12 protein-coding genes are annotated in these 15,205 nt (G+C 70.1%); 10 read left to right on the top strand and 2 right to left on the bottom strand.

Annotated elements, in window-relative coordinates:
• The first annotated feature begins 4 nt into the window (after positions 1 to 4).
• The 7 genes from cobA (at position 5) to ACTWQA_RS29020 (ending at position 10,732) form a co-directional block, all read left to right on the top strand.
• On the top strand, positions 5 to 1,237 hold the full coding sequence (gene cobA, locus ACTWQA_RS29050) for a uroporphyrinogen-III C-methyltransferase (RefSeq protein WP_443162234.1): 1,233 nt from the start codon (positions 5 to 7) through the stop codon (positions 1,235 to 1,237).
• A gap of 8 nt (positions 1,238 to 1,245) precedes the next feature.
• Entirely contained in the window at positions 1,246 to 3,972 is a 2,727-nt protein-coding gene (locus ACTWQA_RS29045) for a dynamin family protein (protein ID WP_443162233.1), read from the top strand.
• Positions 3,969 to 5,591: a GTP-binding protein gene (locus ACTWQA_RS29040; protein ID WP_327590033.1), complete on the top strand. Its 1,623-nt coding sequence runs from the start codon at positions 3,969 to 3,971 to the stop codon at positions 5,589 to 5,591. The genes ACTWQA_RS29045 and ACTWQA_RS29040 overlap by 4 nt, the downstream gene beginning before the upstream one ends.
• Before the next feature lie 245 nt (positions 5,592 to 5,836).
• On the top strand, positions 5,837 to 6,427 hold the full coding sequence (locus tag ACTWQA_RS29035; RefSeq protein WP_443162232.1) for a single-stranded DNA-binding protein: 591 nt from the start codon (positions 5,837 to 5,839) through the stop codon (positions 6,425 to 6,427).
• 715 nt (positions 6,428 to 7,142) lie between these two features.
• Entirely contained in the window at positions 7,143 to 8,318 is a 1,176-nt protein-coding gene (locus ACTWQA_RS29030; protein WP_443162231.1) for a GGDEF domain-containing protein, read from the top strand.
• 273 nt (positions 8,319 to 8,591) lie between these two features.
• Positions 8,592 to 10,256: an energy-dependent translational throttle protein EttA gene (gene ettA, locus ACTWQA_RS29025; protein ID WP_443162230.1), complete on the top strand. Its 1,665-nt coding sequence runs from the start codon at positions 8,592 to 8,594 to the stop codon at positions 10,254 to 10,256.
• A 224-nt stretch (positions 10,257 to 10,480) separates the two neighbouring features.
• Positions 10,481 to 10,732: an SCO4226 family nickel-binding protein gene (locus tag ACTWQA_RS29020; protein ID WP_443162229.1), complete on the top strand. Its 252-nt coding sequence runs from the start codon at positions 10,481 to 10,483 to the stop codon at positions 10,730 to 10,732.
• 4 nt (positions 10,733 to 10,736) lie between these two features.
• Here the strand turns inward: ACTWQA_RS29020 and ACTWQA_RS29015 are convergent, their stop codons facing one another.
• The gene (locus tag ACTWQA_RS29015; RefSeq protein ID WP_443162228.1) at positions 10,737 to 11,183 is read right to left on the bottom strand and encodes an NUDIX hydrolase; all 447 of its coding nucleotides are present in this window, start codon (positions 11,181 to 11,183) and stop codon (positions 10,737 to 10,739) included.
• A gap of 63 nt (positions 11,184 to 11,246) precedes the next feature.
• Here ACTWQA_RS29015 and ACTWQA_RS29010 point away from each other — a divergent pair, with 63 nt between their 5' ends.
• The 3 genes from ACTWQA_RS29010 (at position 11,247) to ACTWQA_RS29000 (ending at position 13,706) form a co-directional block, all read left to right on the top strand.
• The gene (locus ACTWQA_RS29010; RefSeq protein ID WP_443162227.1) at positions 11,247 to 11,858 is read left to right on the top strand and encodes a TetR/AcrR family transcriptional regulator; all 612 of its coding nucleotides are present in this window, start codon (positions 11,247 to 11,249) and stop codon (positions 11,856 to 11,858) included.
• Positions 11,859 to 12,126: 268 nt separating this feature from the next.
• Positions 12,127 to 12,546, top strand: a complete 420-nt coding sequence (locus ACTWQA_RS29005) for an acyl-CoA thioesterase (RefSeq protein WP_443162226.1) — start codon at positions 12,127 to 12,129, stop codon at positions 12,544 to 12,546.
• Positions 12,543 to 13,706 (top strand): MFS transporter, encoded by a 1,164-nt coding sequence (locus ACTWQA_RS29000; RefSeq protein WP_443162225.1) that lies wholly within the window; start codon positions 12,543 to 12,545, stop codon positions 13,704 to 13,706. The genes ACTWQA_RS29005 and ACTWQA_RS29000 overlap by 4 nt, the downstream gene beginning before the upstream one ends.
• Here the strand turns inward: ACTWQA_RS29000 and ACTWQA_RS28995 are convergent.
• On the bottom strand, positions 13,701 to 15,203 hold the full coding sequence (locus tag ACTWQA_RS28995) for a glycoside hydrolase family 13 protein (protein WP_443162224.1): 1,503 nt from the start codon (positions 15,201 to 15,203) through the stop codon (positions 13,701 to 13,703). The two genes, ACTWQA_RS29000 and ACTWQA_RS28995, sit on opposite strands and share 6 nt — an antisense overlap.
• Positions 15,204 to 15,205 lie beyond the last annotated feature (2 nt).

The following is a 15,205-nucleotide window of genomic DNA, read 5'->3' as shown; positions in this document are numbered from 1 at the left end:
CCTCATGGGTCCCTACCTCCTCGGCCTGCGGCTTTCCGGCCGCCGGGTGCTCGTCGTGGGCGGCGGCCGCGTCGCGCAGCGGCGTGTCCCCGCGCTGCTAGAGGCCGGTGCGGAGGTCACCATCGTGTCGCCGAGCGTGACTCCGGCGCTCGACGACCTGATCGCCGCCGGGCGGGTCACCTGGCACGCCCGGCCCTACGAGGTCGGCGACTGCGACGGGGCCTGGCTCGTCCAGGCCTGCACCGACGAGAGATCCGTCAACACCGCGGTCGCCGCCGAGGCGGAGGCCAAGCGCGTGTGGTGCGTGCGGGCCGATGACAAGGACGCCTCCGCCGCCTGGACGCCCGCCTCGGGGCGGGTCGACGAGATCAGCGTGGCCGTCACCGCGGGCGGCGACCCGCGCAGAGCCGCCGGCATCAGGGACGCGGTTGTCGAGGCGCTGCGTGACGGCACGGTCGAGGCCCGGCGCAACCGTACGAAACCGGTCGGCGTGGCCCTGGTCGGCGGCGGGCCCGGCGACCCCGGCCTGATCACCGTACGGGGGCGGCAGCTCCTGGCACAGGCCGACGTGGTGGTGGCGGACCGGCTGGCCCCCCGCGCCCTGCTCGACGAGCTCGCACCCGACGTCGAGCTGGTCGACGCCGCCAAGGTGCCCTATGGCCGGTCGTTGTCCCAGGAGACGATCAACGAGCTGCTCGTGGACCGGGCCAGGCAGGGCAAGTTCGTGGTCCGGCTCAAGGGCGGCGACCCGTTCGTGTTCGGGCGGGGCGGCGAGGAAATGATCGCCTGCGCCCGGGCCGGCATCCCCGTGCTGGTCGTGCCCGGCATCACCAGCGCCGTGGCGGTGCCCGCGGCGGCCGGGGTGCCGGTGACGCATCGCGGGGTCAGCCAGGAGTTTCACGTCATCTCCGTGCACGTGGCGCCGGACGATCCCAAGTCGACCGTCGACTGGCCCGCTCTGGCCCGTTCCGAGGGCACGCTGGTGCTGATGATGGCGGTCGAGCGGTTGGCGAAGGTGGCTGAGGCACTCGTTCGCGACGGACGTTCTCCGGAGACTCCCGTAATGGTGGTACAGGACGGTACCCTTCCGACCCAGCGGGCGGTTATCGCCTCGCTTTCCACCGTGGCCGACCGCGTGTCCGCGGCTGGGATACGGCCGCCGGCGATCGTCATCGTCGGCGACGTCGTCAGGGTCGGCCAGGAGGTCGAGATGGTTCGAGCGGAGCGCTTGCCGTGAACACGGCCATGGATGACGGACGACCGGAGTCGCTGGGGGAGCAGACGTTGAGCTTCCGGCCAGTGCGGGACGACGACGACACGTTCGACGCCTTCGCCCCGGCTGGCGGGCGGGGTGACGACCCACGTCCGGCCGGCGGTCGGGGCGAGCGCGAGGAGCCGGCGCCCGAGGACAGCCGGCCCGGCCGGGCCGAGCCGTCGGCTGGTGATGGGCGGGCTGGCCGCGAGGAGCCACGGGCCCAGGAGGCGGGCGCGCCTGGTGTGTCCCCCCAGGGCGAGGCCGTCACCGACCGTTCCGGCGCCCAGAAGCCAGCCGAGTCCGTGAACTTCTTCGCTCCCCGCCGACCCGCCACCGGCCGCTCCGCACCGGAGCCGCCGCCCGCCTCCGCGGGGCGTTCCACAGCGGAGCCGCCGTCCGCTTCCGAGCCCGAAACGCTGGCCGCTTCCGAGCCCAAGACGCCCGCCGCTTCTGAGCCTGAAGCGCCGGTCGCTCCCGGGCCCCGTCCGGAGCCGAGGAAGCCCGAGGCTCCCGCCGACTCGGCCCCGTCCGGTGGGCCCTCCCTTTTCGTGAAACCTGCCGCACTCGACGGCCCGGCCGTCGACGAGACCTCCGCCGAGCAGGAGACGCTCGCCCGTGACGAGCCGGCGACCGCACTGGGCGCCGAGCAATCGGACGGCGAGCTGCTGAACACCGAGCAGCCGGTGGACGCGGGACCGTCTGACGAGCCACCAGGCGATGCGGAGGCGCCCGGCGAGGAGCCGCACTCTCAGGAGCCGTCTGCCGGGGAAACGGCCGACGCGAAGGCGTCGCCGGACGCTGAGGCATCGGACGCTGAGGCATCGCGGGACGCTGACGAATCGCATGACGCTGATGAGTCGCATGTCGAGGATCGGCCGTCACCCGAGGATGAGCCGGTCGCAGCGGAAGAGCAGCCGCCCGCCGGCGATCCGCCCGCTGAGGGACCCGGCGCCGACGAGCCCGAAACCCCCGAGCCCGAAACGCACGAGCCCGAAGCCCATGAGCCTGAGGCCGGCAGCTTGGGAGCCGACGGGAACGAAGGCTCTGGCGAGGCCTCGGCGACCCGTACCGAGGCGTTGCCGGCAGAGGCAGCGGAGGCACTCGCGGCGGCACTCGGCACGTTGCGGGAAAGCGTCGCCGACCTCCGCTTCGGCCTGGACCTGCCCGGTGCCGAGGAGGCCAGGCAAGCGCAGGCCGACCTGCTGACCCAGCTCGAGGACTACGTGCTGCCCCGGGTCAAGACCAGCACTGCCCCCGCCCTCATCGTGGTCGCGGGCTCGACGGGCGCGGGCAAGTCCACCCTGATCAACTCCCTCGCCGAGCGCAACGTCTCGCGCACCGGCGTACGCCGCCCGACCACCGGCACCCCCGTGCTGGTCTGCCACCCCGAGGACCGCGACTGGTTCACGGGGGGCGAGCTGCTCGGCAACCTGGAGCGGCTCGACAAGCCCTCCCCGAACTCCGGGATGCGCGGCATCGTCATCGTCGCGACGGAGAAGCTCCCGCAGGGCGTCGCGCTGCTCGACACCCCCGACATCGACTCGGTGGTCGAGGAGCACCACGAGGTCGCGCACCGCATGCTCGACGCCGCCGACCTGTGGATCTTCGTGACCACGGCGGCCCGATACGCCGACGCCCCCGCTTGGAACCTGCTGAAGCTGGCCAAGGAGCGCGGCGCCCGCCTGGCCATCGTGTTGTCGCGGGTACAGCAGAGGTCCGCCGACGTGGTGCTGAAGCATTTCGTCCGGATGCTCACCGAATACGGCCTGGGCGAGATCGACCGGTTCGTGATTCACGAGTCGAAGGTCGAGGACGGCAGGCTGCCCGACAGTGAGGTCACCGACCTGCGAATGTGGCTGGCCGAGCTGTCGGTGGACGAAGAGCGGCGCGCCCAGGCCGTACGCGAGACGCTCAACGGCGTGCTCGACAGCTTCCGCACCCGCGTACCGGCGCTGGCCAAGCATCTGGAGGCGCAGGCCGCGTTCAGGACCGAGCTGCGCAGCGACGTGGAGGCGGCTTTCTTCAGCGCGCTCAGCGCGATCGACAAGGCGTCGAAGAACGGCTCGCTGCTGCACGGCGAGGTGCTGGCCCGCTGGCAGGACTTCGCCGGCTCGGGCGATCTGATGCGCTCGCTGCGGCTGCGCAAGCGCGGCAGGGCCGCCAGGCAGGCACCCGAACGGGTGCTGGCGTTCAAGGCGGCGATCCGCACCGGCCTGGAGTCGGTGATCGTGGCCGCCGCCAACCGTGCCGCCGAGGAGGTGGCCGCGCGCTGGCGGCACCGCTCGGAGCTGGGGGCCAAGCTCGGCGAGGGCCTCGACAGGCCTTCGGACGATCTCGTACGGCACACCAGCCGGGCCATCGCGTCCTGGCAGGAGCACCTGAGCGAGCTGGTGCGGACGGAGGGTGTGGCCAAGCGGTCGGTGTCGAAGCTGGTGTCGTTCGATCCCGACTCGCTGTCACTGATCTTCATGGTCGCGATGTTCCACGGCAGCAACGGCGAAGGAGTGCCGCATCGGCTGGTCAACGCCCTGCTGGGCGCGGAGTCGCTGCGCGGCATCGGTGCCAAGGCGCTGAGCGACCTGCGGGCCAGGATCGGCATGCTGTTCGACCAGGAAGCGCTGCGTTACGCGCAGGCGCTCGATTCCGCGGGCATTCCCGACGAGTCCGTCGCGACTCGGCTTTACCAGGCAACGTACAACCTTGAGGTCGCTCGATGACCACGATGACCACCAGGCCGGGCCTCGCCGCGCGGCTGACCGCGCTCACCAAGGTGGTGGAGCTGGGCCCGGGGCGGCTCGACAGGAAGCTGCTCAACGAGACCAACGCGCTGCTGCAGCGGGCCGGAGAACGCCTCAAGCTGTCGTCCGAGCACACCGTCGTCGCCCTCGCGGGCGGCACGGGCAGTGGGAAGTCGTCGCTGTTCAACGCGATCTCCGGGCTGGAGCTGTCGCCCACCGGCGTACGCCGGCCGACCACGGCCCGCACCCACGCCTGCGTCTGGGGACTGGAGGGCGCGGCGCCGCTGCTCGACTGGCTGCAGATCCAGTGGCGGCACCGCTTCTCCCGGGCCAGCGCGCTCGACAAGGGCGACAGCCAGCTCCACGGGCTCATCTTGCTGGACCTGCCCGACCACGACTCGATCAGGGCACTGACCGACACCGAGGCCGACCGGCTCATCGGGCTGGCGGACCTGGTGGTGTGGGTGCTCGACCCGCAGAAGTACGCCGACGCCTCCACGCACCGGCGCTACGTGACGGAGTTGGCGGGGCATGACGCGGTGACGGTGTTCGCGCTCAACCAGGCCGACAGGCTCACGACCGAGGAGCTGGCCGAGCTGGTCATCGACCTCAACGACCTGCTGCGCCGTGAGGGCGTCGAGCATCCGAGCGTCGTGCCCACCTCGTCGGTCAGCGGGCGCGGCATCGAGAGCCTCAAGAGCGTCATCGCGACCGCCGTCGCCCGCCGGCGTGCCGCCATCCAGAAGCTCGAGGCGGACCTGCACCGATTGGAGCAGCGTCTGGCCGAGGCCATGCCGCTGGGCGAGTCCCTGACCGCCCCGTCGTCGGTCGACGAGGCCCGCAGGATGGGGCTGACCGACGCGTTGTGCGACGCGGTGGGCGTGCCGGCCGTGGGCGAGGCCATGGAGAACGTCTACGCGGAGCGGTCCAGCCAGTGGGTCGGGTGGCCGTATCCACGGTGGTTCGACAAGTTCCGCTCCGATCCGTTGAAGAGCCTGCGTCTTGAGGACGTAGGGGATGAGATCCGCGGCATCACGGCGGGCTCGGTCAGCGCCCAGTCGGCCGAGGTGGCCAACGCCGTGCACGCGCTGGCCGACGGGCTGTCCATGGGCATGCACCCGGTGTGGCGTACGGCGGTGCACCAGGCGGCCAGGTCCCGCGCGGGCCAGCTGCCACAGGCCCTGACCGAGGACCTCACCGAGGTGGCGCCCCAGCTCGACCGGGTGCCGGGGTGGTGGCGGCTGCTCAAGGTGTGGCAATACTTCCTGGTGGCGGCATTTCTGGCCGGGGCGGCCTGGCTGGCGGTCGGCCTGATCATGCCCGGCCGGCTGCCTGCGGGACTGGAGCTGCTGGGCGACAGCGCGGCGCTGCCGTGGGTGGGGCTCATGATGGCTTCGGTGCTGGGCCTGGGCGCGCTGTCGGGCATCGCGTCCCGCAACTTCGTGGAGCTGGGGGCGTCGAAGGAGCGGGAACGGCTCGAGCGCGAGATGAGGCGCCGGGTCGCCGCCGTGTCGGCGACGATGGTCGTGGAGCCCGTCGAACGCGAGCTGACCCGCCACCACGCCTTCTACACGGCTCTGCGCGATCTGTCCGGCTGACACCTCATCCTGCGCCCTCTTGCCGATCGGACCGGCGTCTCGGCCTGCGGGTTGTGGCGGGCGGATGTTCTCGGCTTACGTGCTGGGGCGGGCGGATGTTCGGGGTCGTGGATTGTGTCCACAGGCTCGACCCGCGCCGACACCTTCATCCACAGAATCCCGTTCACCCGCCCCTGCACCCGCCCTCTCACGGCACCGTAGGGCCAGGTCGCGGGCAGCCCGCCCGCCGCATGGGGAGGCACGGGATGAACGACATCTACATCACGCTCACCGGCAATGTCGCAGCAGAGCCCCGGCAATACACCTTCGATGACGGCCTCAGGGTCACCTCGCTGAAGGTGCTCACTTCGCACCGTTACTTCGACAAGAAGACAGGCCAGTGGACCGATGGCGAGCGGGTCTGCTTCACCGTCCGCTGCTGGCGCGCCTTGGGAGAAAACGTCGCCACGTCCGTACGGGCGGGGCAGCCTGTGGTGGTGTCGGGCAGGCTCCGCATCCGCGAGTTCGGCCAGGAAGGCGACCGCCGTTTCATGCCTGAGATAGAGGCCAGCGCGGTGGGCCACGACCTGCGCTGGGGCACCGGAGTCTTCACCAAGCCGGAGCGGGGCGCCGGCGTGACCTCGATGAGCAAGGAAATGCGTGACCGCCTCGACGAGGAAACCCAGGACTGGGCCATGGGCTCCCGGCCCCTCCGCTCCCTCCCTCGCCCCGGCGCCGCGCCGACCGAAAGCCACCCTGTCCGGGTGCTTGGGCCGGAGGGCGCGAGCGACAGCGCCGGCGATGAAGACGACCAGAACGTCGAGCCGCTGACGACCGAGGAGCGTGCGGCAGCGTAGAACACCGAGCGAACAGGGGGCGCCGTCGGCCACATGCGGTGCTCCCTGGTGCTTCGGGGCGCTGAGGTGCTGAAGGGGCTGGGATGCTGGGGCGCTGGGGCGCTGGGGCGCTGGGGCGCTGAGGGCGCTGAGGGCGCTGAGGGCGCTGAGGGCGTTGAGGCTGAGGGCGCTGGGGCGCTGAAGACACTGAGGTGCTGAGACGCTGGAGAGTTGGGAGCGGTGACATGTGACGGCGCTGACTATGGGGGCGCTGAGGTGTTGGGCGTCGGGACGGTCGCTAAGGCGCAGGCGGTTGAGCCGTTGATAATGCGCGCAGGGGAGTTGGCTAAGGGAGGGGGGAGGAGGAGGGGAGAGGGCACCGGCCGAAATCCCGTTGATCGCCCCGAGGGCGGCCGATGGCGTTGACCCGTGTGGCGGCCCGCGTCAGATCGCGACCGCATCTGTCAGGCCCAAATCACGCCCCGCACCATGGCTGCTCCTTTCCAGCACGGCCCGCTCGCGGATTGAGCAGGTGTGGTCTCTGTCAACGTATCGGTTCCCATCGCGCAACGCACACTCCGCAATTATTGTGTTACACATCGTTAGTCAGGGAGGAGACGAGATGGCGGCGACCAGTCACGCCTCGATAAAGTCTCGCAACGGTGTGTCAACACTGGTCGACCGCTGGCCATTGCTAGGGCAACGCCGCCCACTCGTGATCTACTTGTGCGCGATAGTGGCTCTCGATCTCGTCGCGATCATGGTGTTCGCGTCCAGCACCGAGTTCCGGTGGCCGGATGTGGGCACGTTTGCTGCCCTCATGGGGTGTGGCATGGTCTGCATCGAGGCCACCAGACGCCTGGGGATGCCCGCCGGGGTCTCGCGGGACCTGCTGTCGGCCTGGTGGCTGCCGGTGGCCTTGCTCTTGCCCCCCGTCTACGCGCTGTTCGCGCCGATCGTGCTGCAGGTCCTGCTGCAGCTACGAGTCCGGGCCACGGTGCTGCACCGCCGGGTGTTCACCTCGGCCGCCATCGGCCTGGCCGGGTGTTCGGCATCGGTCCTGTTCCACGGGTTCGTCCCGGACCCGTCGGCGTTGTCGCGCGGCAGTGGCCCGCCCATCATGTACGCGGTGGCGGCCGCCGTGCTCTTCTCGTTGCTCAACATCGCGCTTATCGCCATCGCCGCCCACATGGCCAACCCGGACATCACCTGGCCGGAGGTGCTGTGGGATCGGGAGAGCGTGCTGCTGGACATCGTCGAGCTGTGCCTGGGGGTTACGGTCTCGATCGCCTGCGGCCTCAACCTCGCCCTGCTGCTGCTCGCTCTCCCGCCGGTGGTGCTCCTGCAACGCAGCCTCCTGCATGCCCAGCTCCAGGCGGCGGCACGTACGGACGCGAAAACCGGCTTGCTGAACGCCGCCGCCTGGCAACGCGAGGCCGACACGGAGATCGTCCGCGCCCGCCGCACCGGTGACACGCTGGCGCTTCTGATCATCGACATCGACCACTTCAAACGCGTCAACGACGCGCACGGCCACCTGGTCGGCGATCAGGTCCTGGTCGGGGTGGCGGCCGCGTTGCGCAGCCAACTGCGTGACTACGACGTGGTGGGGCGTTTCGGCGGTGAGGAGTTCGTCGTCCTGCTGCCCGGCGCCGACATTCACGAGGCCCGGCAGGTCGCCGAGCGCCTGCGCACCCGCATCGGCCACATGGCCATCCCTGCCGATGACACCCTCGTCAAGGTCACCATTTCGGCGGGTGTCGCGTTGATGAGCGTCCACGGCGATGAGCTGATCGATCTGCTGGCCGCCGCCGATCTGGCGCTGTACCGAGCGAAGGAGCTGGGCCGCGACCGCGTCTGCATCCCAGCCGTCCACCCCCCGCCCCGCCCCCTCCCCGAGGAACCCTGCTGACCGCGCCGGCACCTGTCCCTACAGGTCCGGCCAGGTCTCGCGGGCGGACGTTCGCGCGCGCCGGTTGAAGGCCGGCGTTCGCGCCGCAGCGCTGCGGTGCAGCCCCGTGGCCTGGTGCAGGGAGTCTGGCCGCAGCGCTGCGGTGCCATTCCGTGGCCTGGTGCTGGACATCTGACGGTGTCGCCCAGCGTCTGGCCTGGTCGTGTCGGGGCCTGGGGCGCTCCTGGGGAGGAGCGGCGGAAGCCCGGGTCGGGAGCCCCTAAGCTAGAGGACATGCCGGAGTACATCTACACGCTGCAGCGCGTGCGCAAGGCGCACGGCGACAAGGTTGTCCTTGACGACGTCACGCTGTCGTTCCTGCCCGGAGCCAAGATCGGTGTCCTGGGGCCGAACGGCACCGGGAAGTCGACGCTGCTCCGGATGATGGCCGGCCTGGAGCAGCCGTCCAACGGCGAGGCCCGGCTCATGCCCGGCTTCACGGTCGGCATGCTCCAGCAGGAGCCGCCGCTCAACGAGGAGAAGACCGTCCTCGGCAACGTCCAGGAGGGCGTAGCCGAGACGATGGCGATGCTTCATCGCTTCAACGAGATCGCCGAGCAGATGGCCACCGACTACAGCGACGAGCTGATGAACGAGATGGGCAAGCTGCAGGATCAGCTGGAGCACCGCAACGCTTGGGATCTTGACAGCCAGCTGGAGCAGGCGATGGACGCCTTGCGGTGCCCGCCGCCCGAGGCCGACGTGACCAAGCTGTCCGGTGGCGAGCGGCGCCGGGTCGCGCTGTGCAAGCTGCTGCTGGAGGCGCCCGACCTGCTGCTGCTCGACGAGCCCACCAACCACCTCGACGCCGAGAGCGTGCAGTGGCTGGAGCAGCACCTGGAGAAATACGCCGGCACCGTCCTGGCCGTCACCCACGACCGCTACTTCCTCGACAACGTCGCCGGCTGGATCCTGGAGTTGGACCGCGGCCGCGCCTACGCCTACGAGGGCAACTACTCCACCTACCTGGAGCTCAAGGCCCAGCGGCTCAAGGTCGAGGGGCAGAAGGACGTCAAGCGCAAGAAGCGCTTGGAGGACGAGCTCGAGTGGGTCCGGTCCAACCCGAAGGCCCGCCAGACCAAGAGTAAGGCCCGCCTCCAGCGCTACGAGGAGATGGCGGCCGAAGCGGATAAATACCGCAAGCTGGACTTCGAGGAGATCCAGATCCCGCCGGGCCCGCGCCTGGGCACCACGGTGATCAAGTCCGACGAGCTCACCAAGGGCTTCGGTGACCGGCTGCTGATGGAGGGGCTGACGTTCGACCTGCCCCGCAACGGCATCGTCGGCATCATCGGCCCCAACGGCGTCGGCAAGACCACGCTGTTCCGCATGATCACTGGTGGCGAGACGCCCGACAAGGGGTCGGTCACGGTCGGCGACACCGTCAAGATCTCGTACGCGGACCAGAGCCGCGGCGGCATCGACCCGAACAAGAATGTCTGGGAGGTCGTCTCCGACGGGCTCGACCACATCAAGGTCGGCAACGTGGAGATGCCGTCGCGGGCGTACATCGCGGCGTTCGGTTTCAAGGGCCCTGACCAGCAGAAGAAGGCGGGGGTCCTGTCGGGCGGCGAGCGCAACCGGCTCAACCTGGCGCTCACCCTCAAGCAGGGCGGCAACGTCCTGCTGCTCGACGAGCCCACCAACGACCTCGACACGGAGACGCTGTCTTCGCTGGAGAACGCCCTGTTGGACTTCCCGGGCTGCGCCGTCATCACCTCGCACGACCGGTGGTTCCTCGACCGCATCGCCACGCACATCCTGGCGTGGGAGGAAGGCTCCAACTGGTTCTGGTTCGAGGGCAACTTCGCCGACTACGAGAAGAACAAGGTCGAACGGCTCGGCGCCGACGCGGCGCGCCCGCATCGGGTGACCTACCGGAAGCTGCACCGCGACTGAGTTGCGCGAATCAACTCCGACTCGACCTTCTTCGACAGCTTCTTCGAGCTCACCCGGGGCCGGGGCGGTGACTGGCGTCCGACCTTGGAGGACGTGCTGACTGGCCGCGGCAGGAACGGAAACGACGTCCGCAGCCCTCGATAGCCCCGGGTCCGACCCGCCCCCCGATGGAATGATTTGGAGCGCCTTTCCGGGAAAGGTCACACAAGGGGGAGGGATACACGATGGCGAAGTTCATGGACGTGCACAGCGGTTTCTCCGGCGCGACAATGGAGAAATTGCGCGAGGAGCACGAGCGGGACCTGGCGATCGAGGAATCCGAGGGCGTGCACTTCGAGCACGCCTGGCTCGACCCGGAGTCGGGCAAGGTGTTCTGCCTGTCGACCGGGCCGTCCAAGGAGGCGGTCCTGCGGGTGCACGAGCAGGCCGGGCACCCGACGAACGAGATCTACGAAGTTCCCGTCGAGATCGAATAGCACGCTAAAGGAGCCGGCCGCTCCGGTGGAGCTGGTCGAAAATGATCTGATCGACCGGGGCCACGCGGTCCCGGTCGGCGTACGTGAGCCAGACCACCTCGTCGATCTCGCTGCTCGGCGTCGGAGTGCCCTGGTGCCGGGCGGTGTAGCAGATCATCCGCACGATGACCCCGTCAGGGTGGCTGTCGGCCTGTGCCTCGAACGTACCGAAGTGCGCCGCGCTGCTCGGGACGATGGCGACGGCGAGCTCCTCGTCGATCTCCCTGACCAGCGTGTCGAGGTCGCTCTCACCCGGTTCCCGTTTGCCGCCGGGCAGGTAGTAGACGTCCTTGCCGCGCGATCGGGTGCTGAGGATCTTCCGGTCCTCCAGGTGGATCCAGGCGACTTTGTCGAAGATCGTGGTCAATGCCGTCCTTCCGTTCGTGCTCATGGGCGCTTGCCGGCCCTTCATGCCATGATCCTCCTACCGGAAGTAGAGCGGGATTCTAGAATTCGTCAGCGGTACGATCCCCTCATGGCACGTAAGTCCTCGTGGGAGTGGAGCCGTACGGCACAGACCCGCAAGAGCATGCTCCAGGCGGCACGCGAGGTCTTCAGCGAGCACGGATTCGCCGACTCCAGCGTCTCCGAGGTGGTCGCCCGCGCCGGGTCCAGCGTCGGCAGCCTCTACCACCACTTCGGCGGCAAGACAGAGTTGTTCCTCGCGCTCTACGAGGACCACCAGGCGGCGCACGAGCAGGCGTCGGCGGCCAGCGTGGCCGCGGCCAAGAAGGCCGGGGTGGACGATCCGGTCGAGTTGCTGATCGCGGGGGCGAGGGCGTACCTCGACGGGGCCTGGGAGCGGCGGGACCTGGTCAGGTTGTTCATCGACGGGGACGGGCCGCCCGGGTTCGAGCTGATCCGCCGGACCAGAGGGCGGGAGTGGGTACGCCAGAACGCCGTGCTGCTCGGGGCCGGTGGGGATCCGCTCGACCGGTTCACCGTGGCCGTGTTGACCAGCATCATCGGGGAGGCCGCCCGCGAGGTCGCCACCTCCGACACGGAGGGCGAGGCACGCGAGGTCATCGAGGCCGCGATGGCCCTGATCCGCCGGCTCGACCCGCTGAAAGTCCTCGAAGACGGCTGACCGCCGCTCCCGCGCCCCGCCGCCCACCCGGGCCGGCGTGGCCGCGGCCGGCACGGCCAAGCCCAGCTGGAGGACAGCGGCGTTCCTGGGCTGAGGCGCTCACGGCTGAGGGGGACGGTCAGGCGCCGGGGGCGGCATGGTCGCCGCTGACGGGGCTCGGCACCGACTAGGCGGGAGGAGTGCCGGGGCCGGGCAGCCGAGGGTCGAGGGCGCGAGGGCAGGGGAGGCGGGGGAAGGCCGAGGGTGGAGGGCCGGTACGGTGGCGGACGTGGTTGAACGTACCCCGGCCCAGCGGCACATCTATCCCCGCACGGTGAGATTCGCCGACATCGACTCCCAAGGCCATGTGAACAACGTGCGCTTCCTCGACTACCTGGAGGACGCCCGCTTCGGCATGTTCGCCATCGACCTCCACAACGCGGGCGAGGAGCCGTTCAAAGGCCTGGTCGTGACCCGACACGAGATCGACTACCGCCGCCCGCTCGGCTTCCGCCCCGACCCGGTGCGGGTGGAGACCTGGGTGGAGGAGATCAGACCGGTACGGTTCACCCTGCGCTACGAGATCCGCGACGACGACCAGGTCTACGTCACGGCCATGTCGGTCATCGCCGCCTACGACGTCGAGCGGGCCGCCCCGCGCAGGCTCAGCGAGAGTGAGCTGGCTTACCTCAAACGTTTCTCCGTATGAGGCGCTGGTGGATGCTGGCGCTGGGCGTCAACGCCCATGCCAGTGTCACCTTGGGGTTGTTCGCCCTGCCCCTGGTCATGCCGGAAATCATGCGACATTTCGGTGTGTCGCTGACGGTGGCGGGAATCATGGCGAACGCCCCGGCCTTTGGCATCCTGCTCGCCCTCGTCGCCTGGGGAGCGCTCGCCGACCGGCACGGCGAGCGGCTGGTCCTGGGCATCGGCGTGAGTCTGGCCGCCGTGTCATTCGCCGCCGTCGCGTTCGTCGACCGGGCATGGGCCGTGGTCGTGTTGCTCGCCCTGGCCGGTGCGGCGGGCTCGGCCGCGATGGTCGGTGGCGGGCGGATCGTGCTGCGCTGGTTCCAGCCCCCGGAGCGCGGCGTCGCCATGGGCCTGCGCCAAGTCTCCTTCACGCTCGGCATGGCCGTCGGCGCGTTCACGCTGCCGCCCGTCGCCCGGGCGCACGGCCTGCCCGGCGTGCTCCTGGTCTGTGCGGGCACGAGCCTGCTCGCCGCCGTGCTGGCCGCGATCTTCCTGGCCGAGCCGCCGCACGAGCTCGCCGGCCGCGGCACGTCGCCGGCGGGCTCGCCGTACCGGCAACCGGCGTTGTGGCGGGTGCACGCCACCAGCGCGCTGCACGTGGTGCCCCAGATCGTGGTCAGCACGTACGGCGTGAGCTGCCTGGTCGAGCTCTACGGCTGGGACGATGTGGAGGCCGGGCGCTTGTTCGGCGTGGCGGCGATCGGCGGGGCCGTCATCCGCATCGCGGCGGGGCGGTGGTCCGACCGGACGGGGCTGCGCATGCGGCCCCTGCTGCTGATCACGTTCGCCAACGTCGGCGTGCTGGCGCTGCTGGCCGGCGGCACGCTCACCCGCACCTGGCTCGGGCCCGCGATGCTCGCGCTGGCCGCGGTGATGACCGTGGCCGGCAACGGGCTCGCCTACCTGGCGGCGGGCGAGCTCGCCGGCCCCGCGTCGGCGGGCAGGGTGCTCGGCACCCACAACACCATCCAGAACTCCGTTTCCCTGGTCGCCACTCCGCTGGCCGGGGTGTTGATGGAGAGCGTGGGGTTCTGGGCGGGCTTCGCGGCGGGGCTGGCGTTCACACTGCTGTCCGTGCCCGTCGTCCCCGTCCGCGGCGAGCGCCCGAAGGGCTTATGACGACAACCACACGGCCGTGTCGGGCGGCAGCAGGTCCCGCTTGAGCGGCCCGCTCGCCAGCAGCACGGTGTCGTGCCCGACCAGGCGTACCGGCCGGGTGCCGCAGTTGATCGCGCAGATCAACCGGCCGCGGATGAAGAAAAGTGCACCCTCGGGAGAGTCCAGCCATTCCAGGGTGTAAGGAATCTCCCTCACCAAGTCCCGGCGGCAGGCCAGCGCCCGCCTGTAGAACTCGAGCGTCGAGTCGGCGTCCCCCTCCTGCTTTTCAACGCTCAGCTCGGCGAACGTCGCCGGCTGCGGCAGCCACGGCTCCACCCCGCCCGGGGCGAACCCGTACGAGGGCGTGTCCACCGTCCACGGGATCGGCACCCGGCACCCGTCCCGCCCGGGCAGCTTGCCCTCCGACTGGAAGAACACCGGGTCCTGCCTGGCCTCCTCCGGCAGGTCGGTCACCTCGGGCAGCCCCAGCTCCTCGCCCTGGTAGAGATAGGCGGAGCCGGGCAGGGCCAGCATGGTCAGCAGCGCCGCCCTGGCCCGCGCGAGGCCGGTGCCGGGGTCGGCCGTCTCGTAGCGGGTGCGGTGCCGTACGACGTCGTGGTTGGACAGCACCCAGGTCGCGAACGGCACGGTGCCGAGCGTGTCGTCGATGACCTTCTTGAACGCCGTCGGCGACCACGGCGCCTGCAGCCAGGCGAAATTGAAGCTCTGCTGCAGCTCGTCGGGACGCACGTAGAGGGCGAGGTCCTCGGAGCTGTCGGTCCACACCTCGCCCACGGCCATGCGCTCGCCCGGATAGCTGTCGAGCAGCCGCCGCCAGTCGCGGTAGACATTGTGGACCTCGGGCTGCCCCCACACCGGGGAGACCGCCTTGAACGACTGGTCGCCGACGTCCGGCAGGCCCGCCGCCTTGTACAGGCCCATCGCCACGTCGATGCGGAACCCGTCCACGCCCCGGTCCAGCCAGAACCGCAGGATGTCCAGGAACTCCCGGTGCACCTCGGGATTGCGCCAGTTGAAGTCGGGCTGCCCGGGAGCGAACAGATGCAGGTAGTACTGGCCGTCCGCCACCCGCGTCCAGGCGGGGCCGCTGAAGGTGGACTGCCAGTTGTTGATCGTGTCGCGGAAGATGTATCGGTCACGGCCCTCGCCCCGCAGCGCCGCCTGGAACCAGGGATGCTCGGAGGAGCTGTGGTTGGGCACGATGTCCACCAGCACCCTGAGCCCCAGCCCGTGCGCGTCGGCGACCAGCGCGTCGAAGTCGGCCAGCGAGCCGAACAGCGGATCGACGCCGCGGTAGTCGCTCACGTCGTAGCCCCCGTCGGCCATGGGGGAGGGGTAGAACGGCGTCAGCCAGATGGCGTCGACCCCCAGCCGTCGCAGGTACGGCAGGTGGTGCCGCACCCCGGCCAGGTCGCCGACGCCGTCTCCCGAGGCGTCGGCGAAGCTGCGAACATAGATCTCGTAGACGACGGCATCACGCCACCAGGGGATATCCATGT

It is taken from the genome of Nonomuraea sp. 10N515B, from assembly GCF_052245915.1.
GTDB lineage: Bacteria > Actinomycetota > Actinomycetes > Streptosporangiales > Streptosporangiaceae > Nonomuraea.
The sequence above is the reverse complement of the archived record's forward strand: the minus strand, read 5'-3'. Positions and strand labels throughout refer to the sequence as shown.

What these genes read in the sequence shown, in the direction of transcription:
- cobA (WP_443162234.1), top strand. Translation starts at nt 5, where the DNA reads ATGGGTCCCTACCTCCTCGGCCTGCGGCTTTCCGGCCGCCGGGTGCTC.
- ACTWQA_RS29035 (WP_443162232.1), top strand. Translation starts at nt 5,837, where the DNA reads ATGAACGACATCTACATCACGCTCACCGGCAATGTCGCAGCAGAGCCC.
- ACTWQA_RS29020 (WP_443162229.1), top strand. Translation starts at nt 10,481, where the DNA reads ATGGCGAAGTTCATGGACGTGCACAGCGGTTTCTCCGGCGCGACAATG.
- ACTWQA_RS29045 (WP_443162233.1), top strand. Translation starts at nt 1,246, where the DNA reads ATGGATGACGGACGACCGGAGTCGCTGGGGGAGCAGACGTTGAGCTTC.
- ACTWQA_RS28995 (WP_443162224.1), bottom strand. Translation starts at nt 15,203, where the DNA reads ATGGATATCCCCTGGTGGCGTGATGCCGTCGTCTACGAGATCTATGTT.
- ettA (WP_443162230.1), top strand. Translation starts at nt 8,592, where the DNA reads ATGCCGGAGTACATCTACACGCTGCAGCGCGTGCGCAAGGCGCACGGC.
- ACTWQA_RS29010 (WP_443162227.1), top strand. Translation starts at nt 11,247, where the DNA reads ATGGCACGTAAGTCCTCGTGGGAGTGGAGCCGTACGGCACAGACCCGC.
- ACTWQA_RS29000 (WP_443162225.1), top strand. Translation starts at nt 12,543, where the DNA reads ATGAGGCGCTGGTGGATGCTGGCGCTGGGCGTCAACGCCCATGCCAGT.
- ACTWQA_RS29015 (WP_443162228.1), bottom strand. Translation starts at nt 11,183, where the DNA reads ATGAAGGGCCGGCAAGCGCCCATGAGCACGAACGGAAGGACGGCATTG.
- ACTWQA_RS29040 (WP_327590033.1), top strand. Translation starts at nt 3,969, where the DNA reads ATGACCACGATGACCACCAGGCCGGGCCTCGCCGCGCGGCTGACCGCG.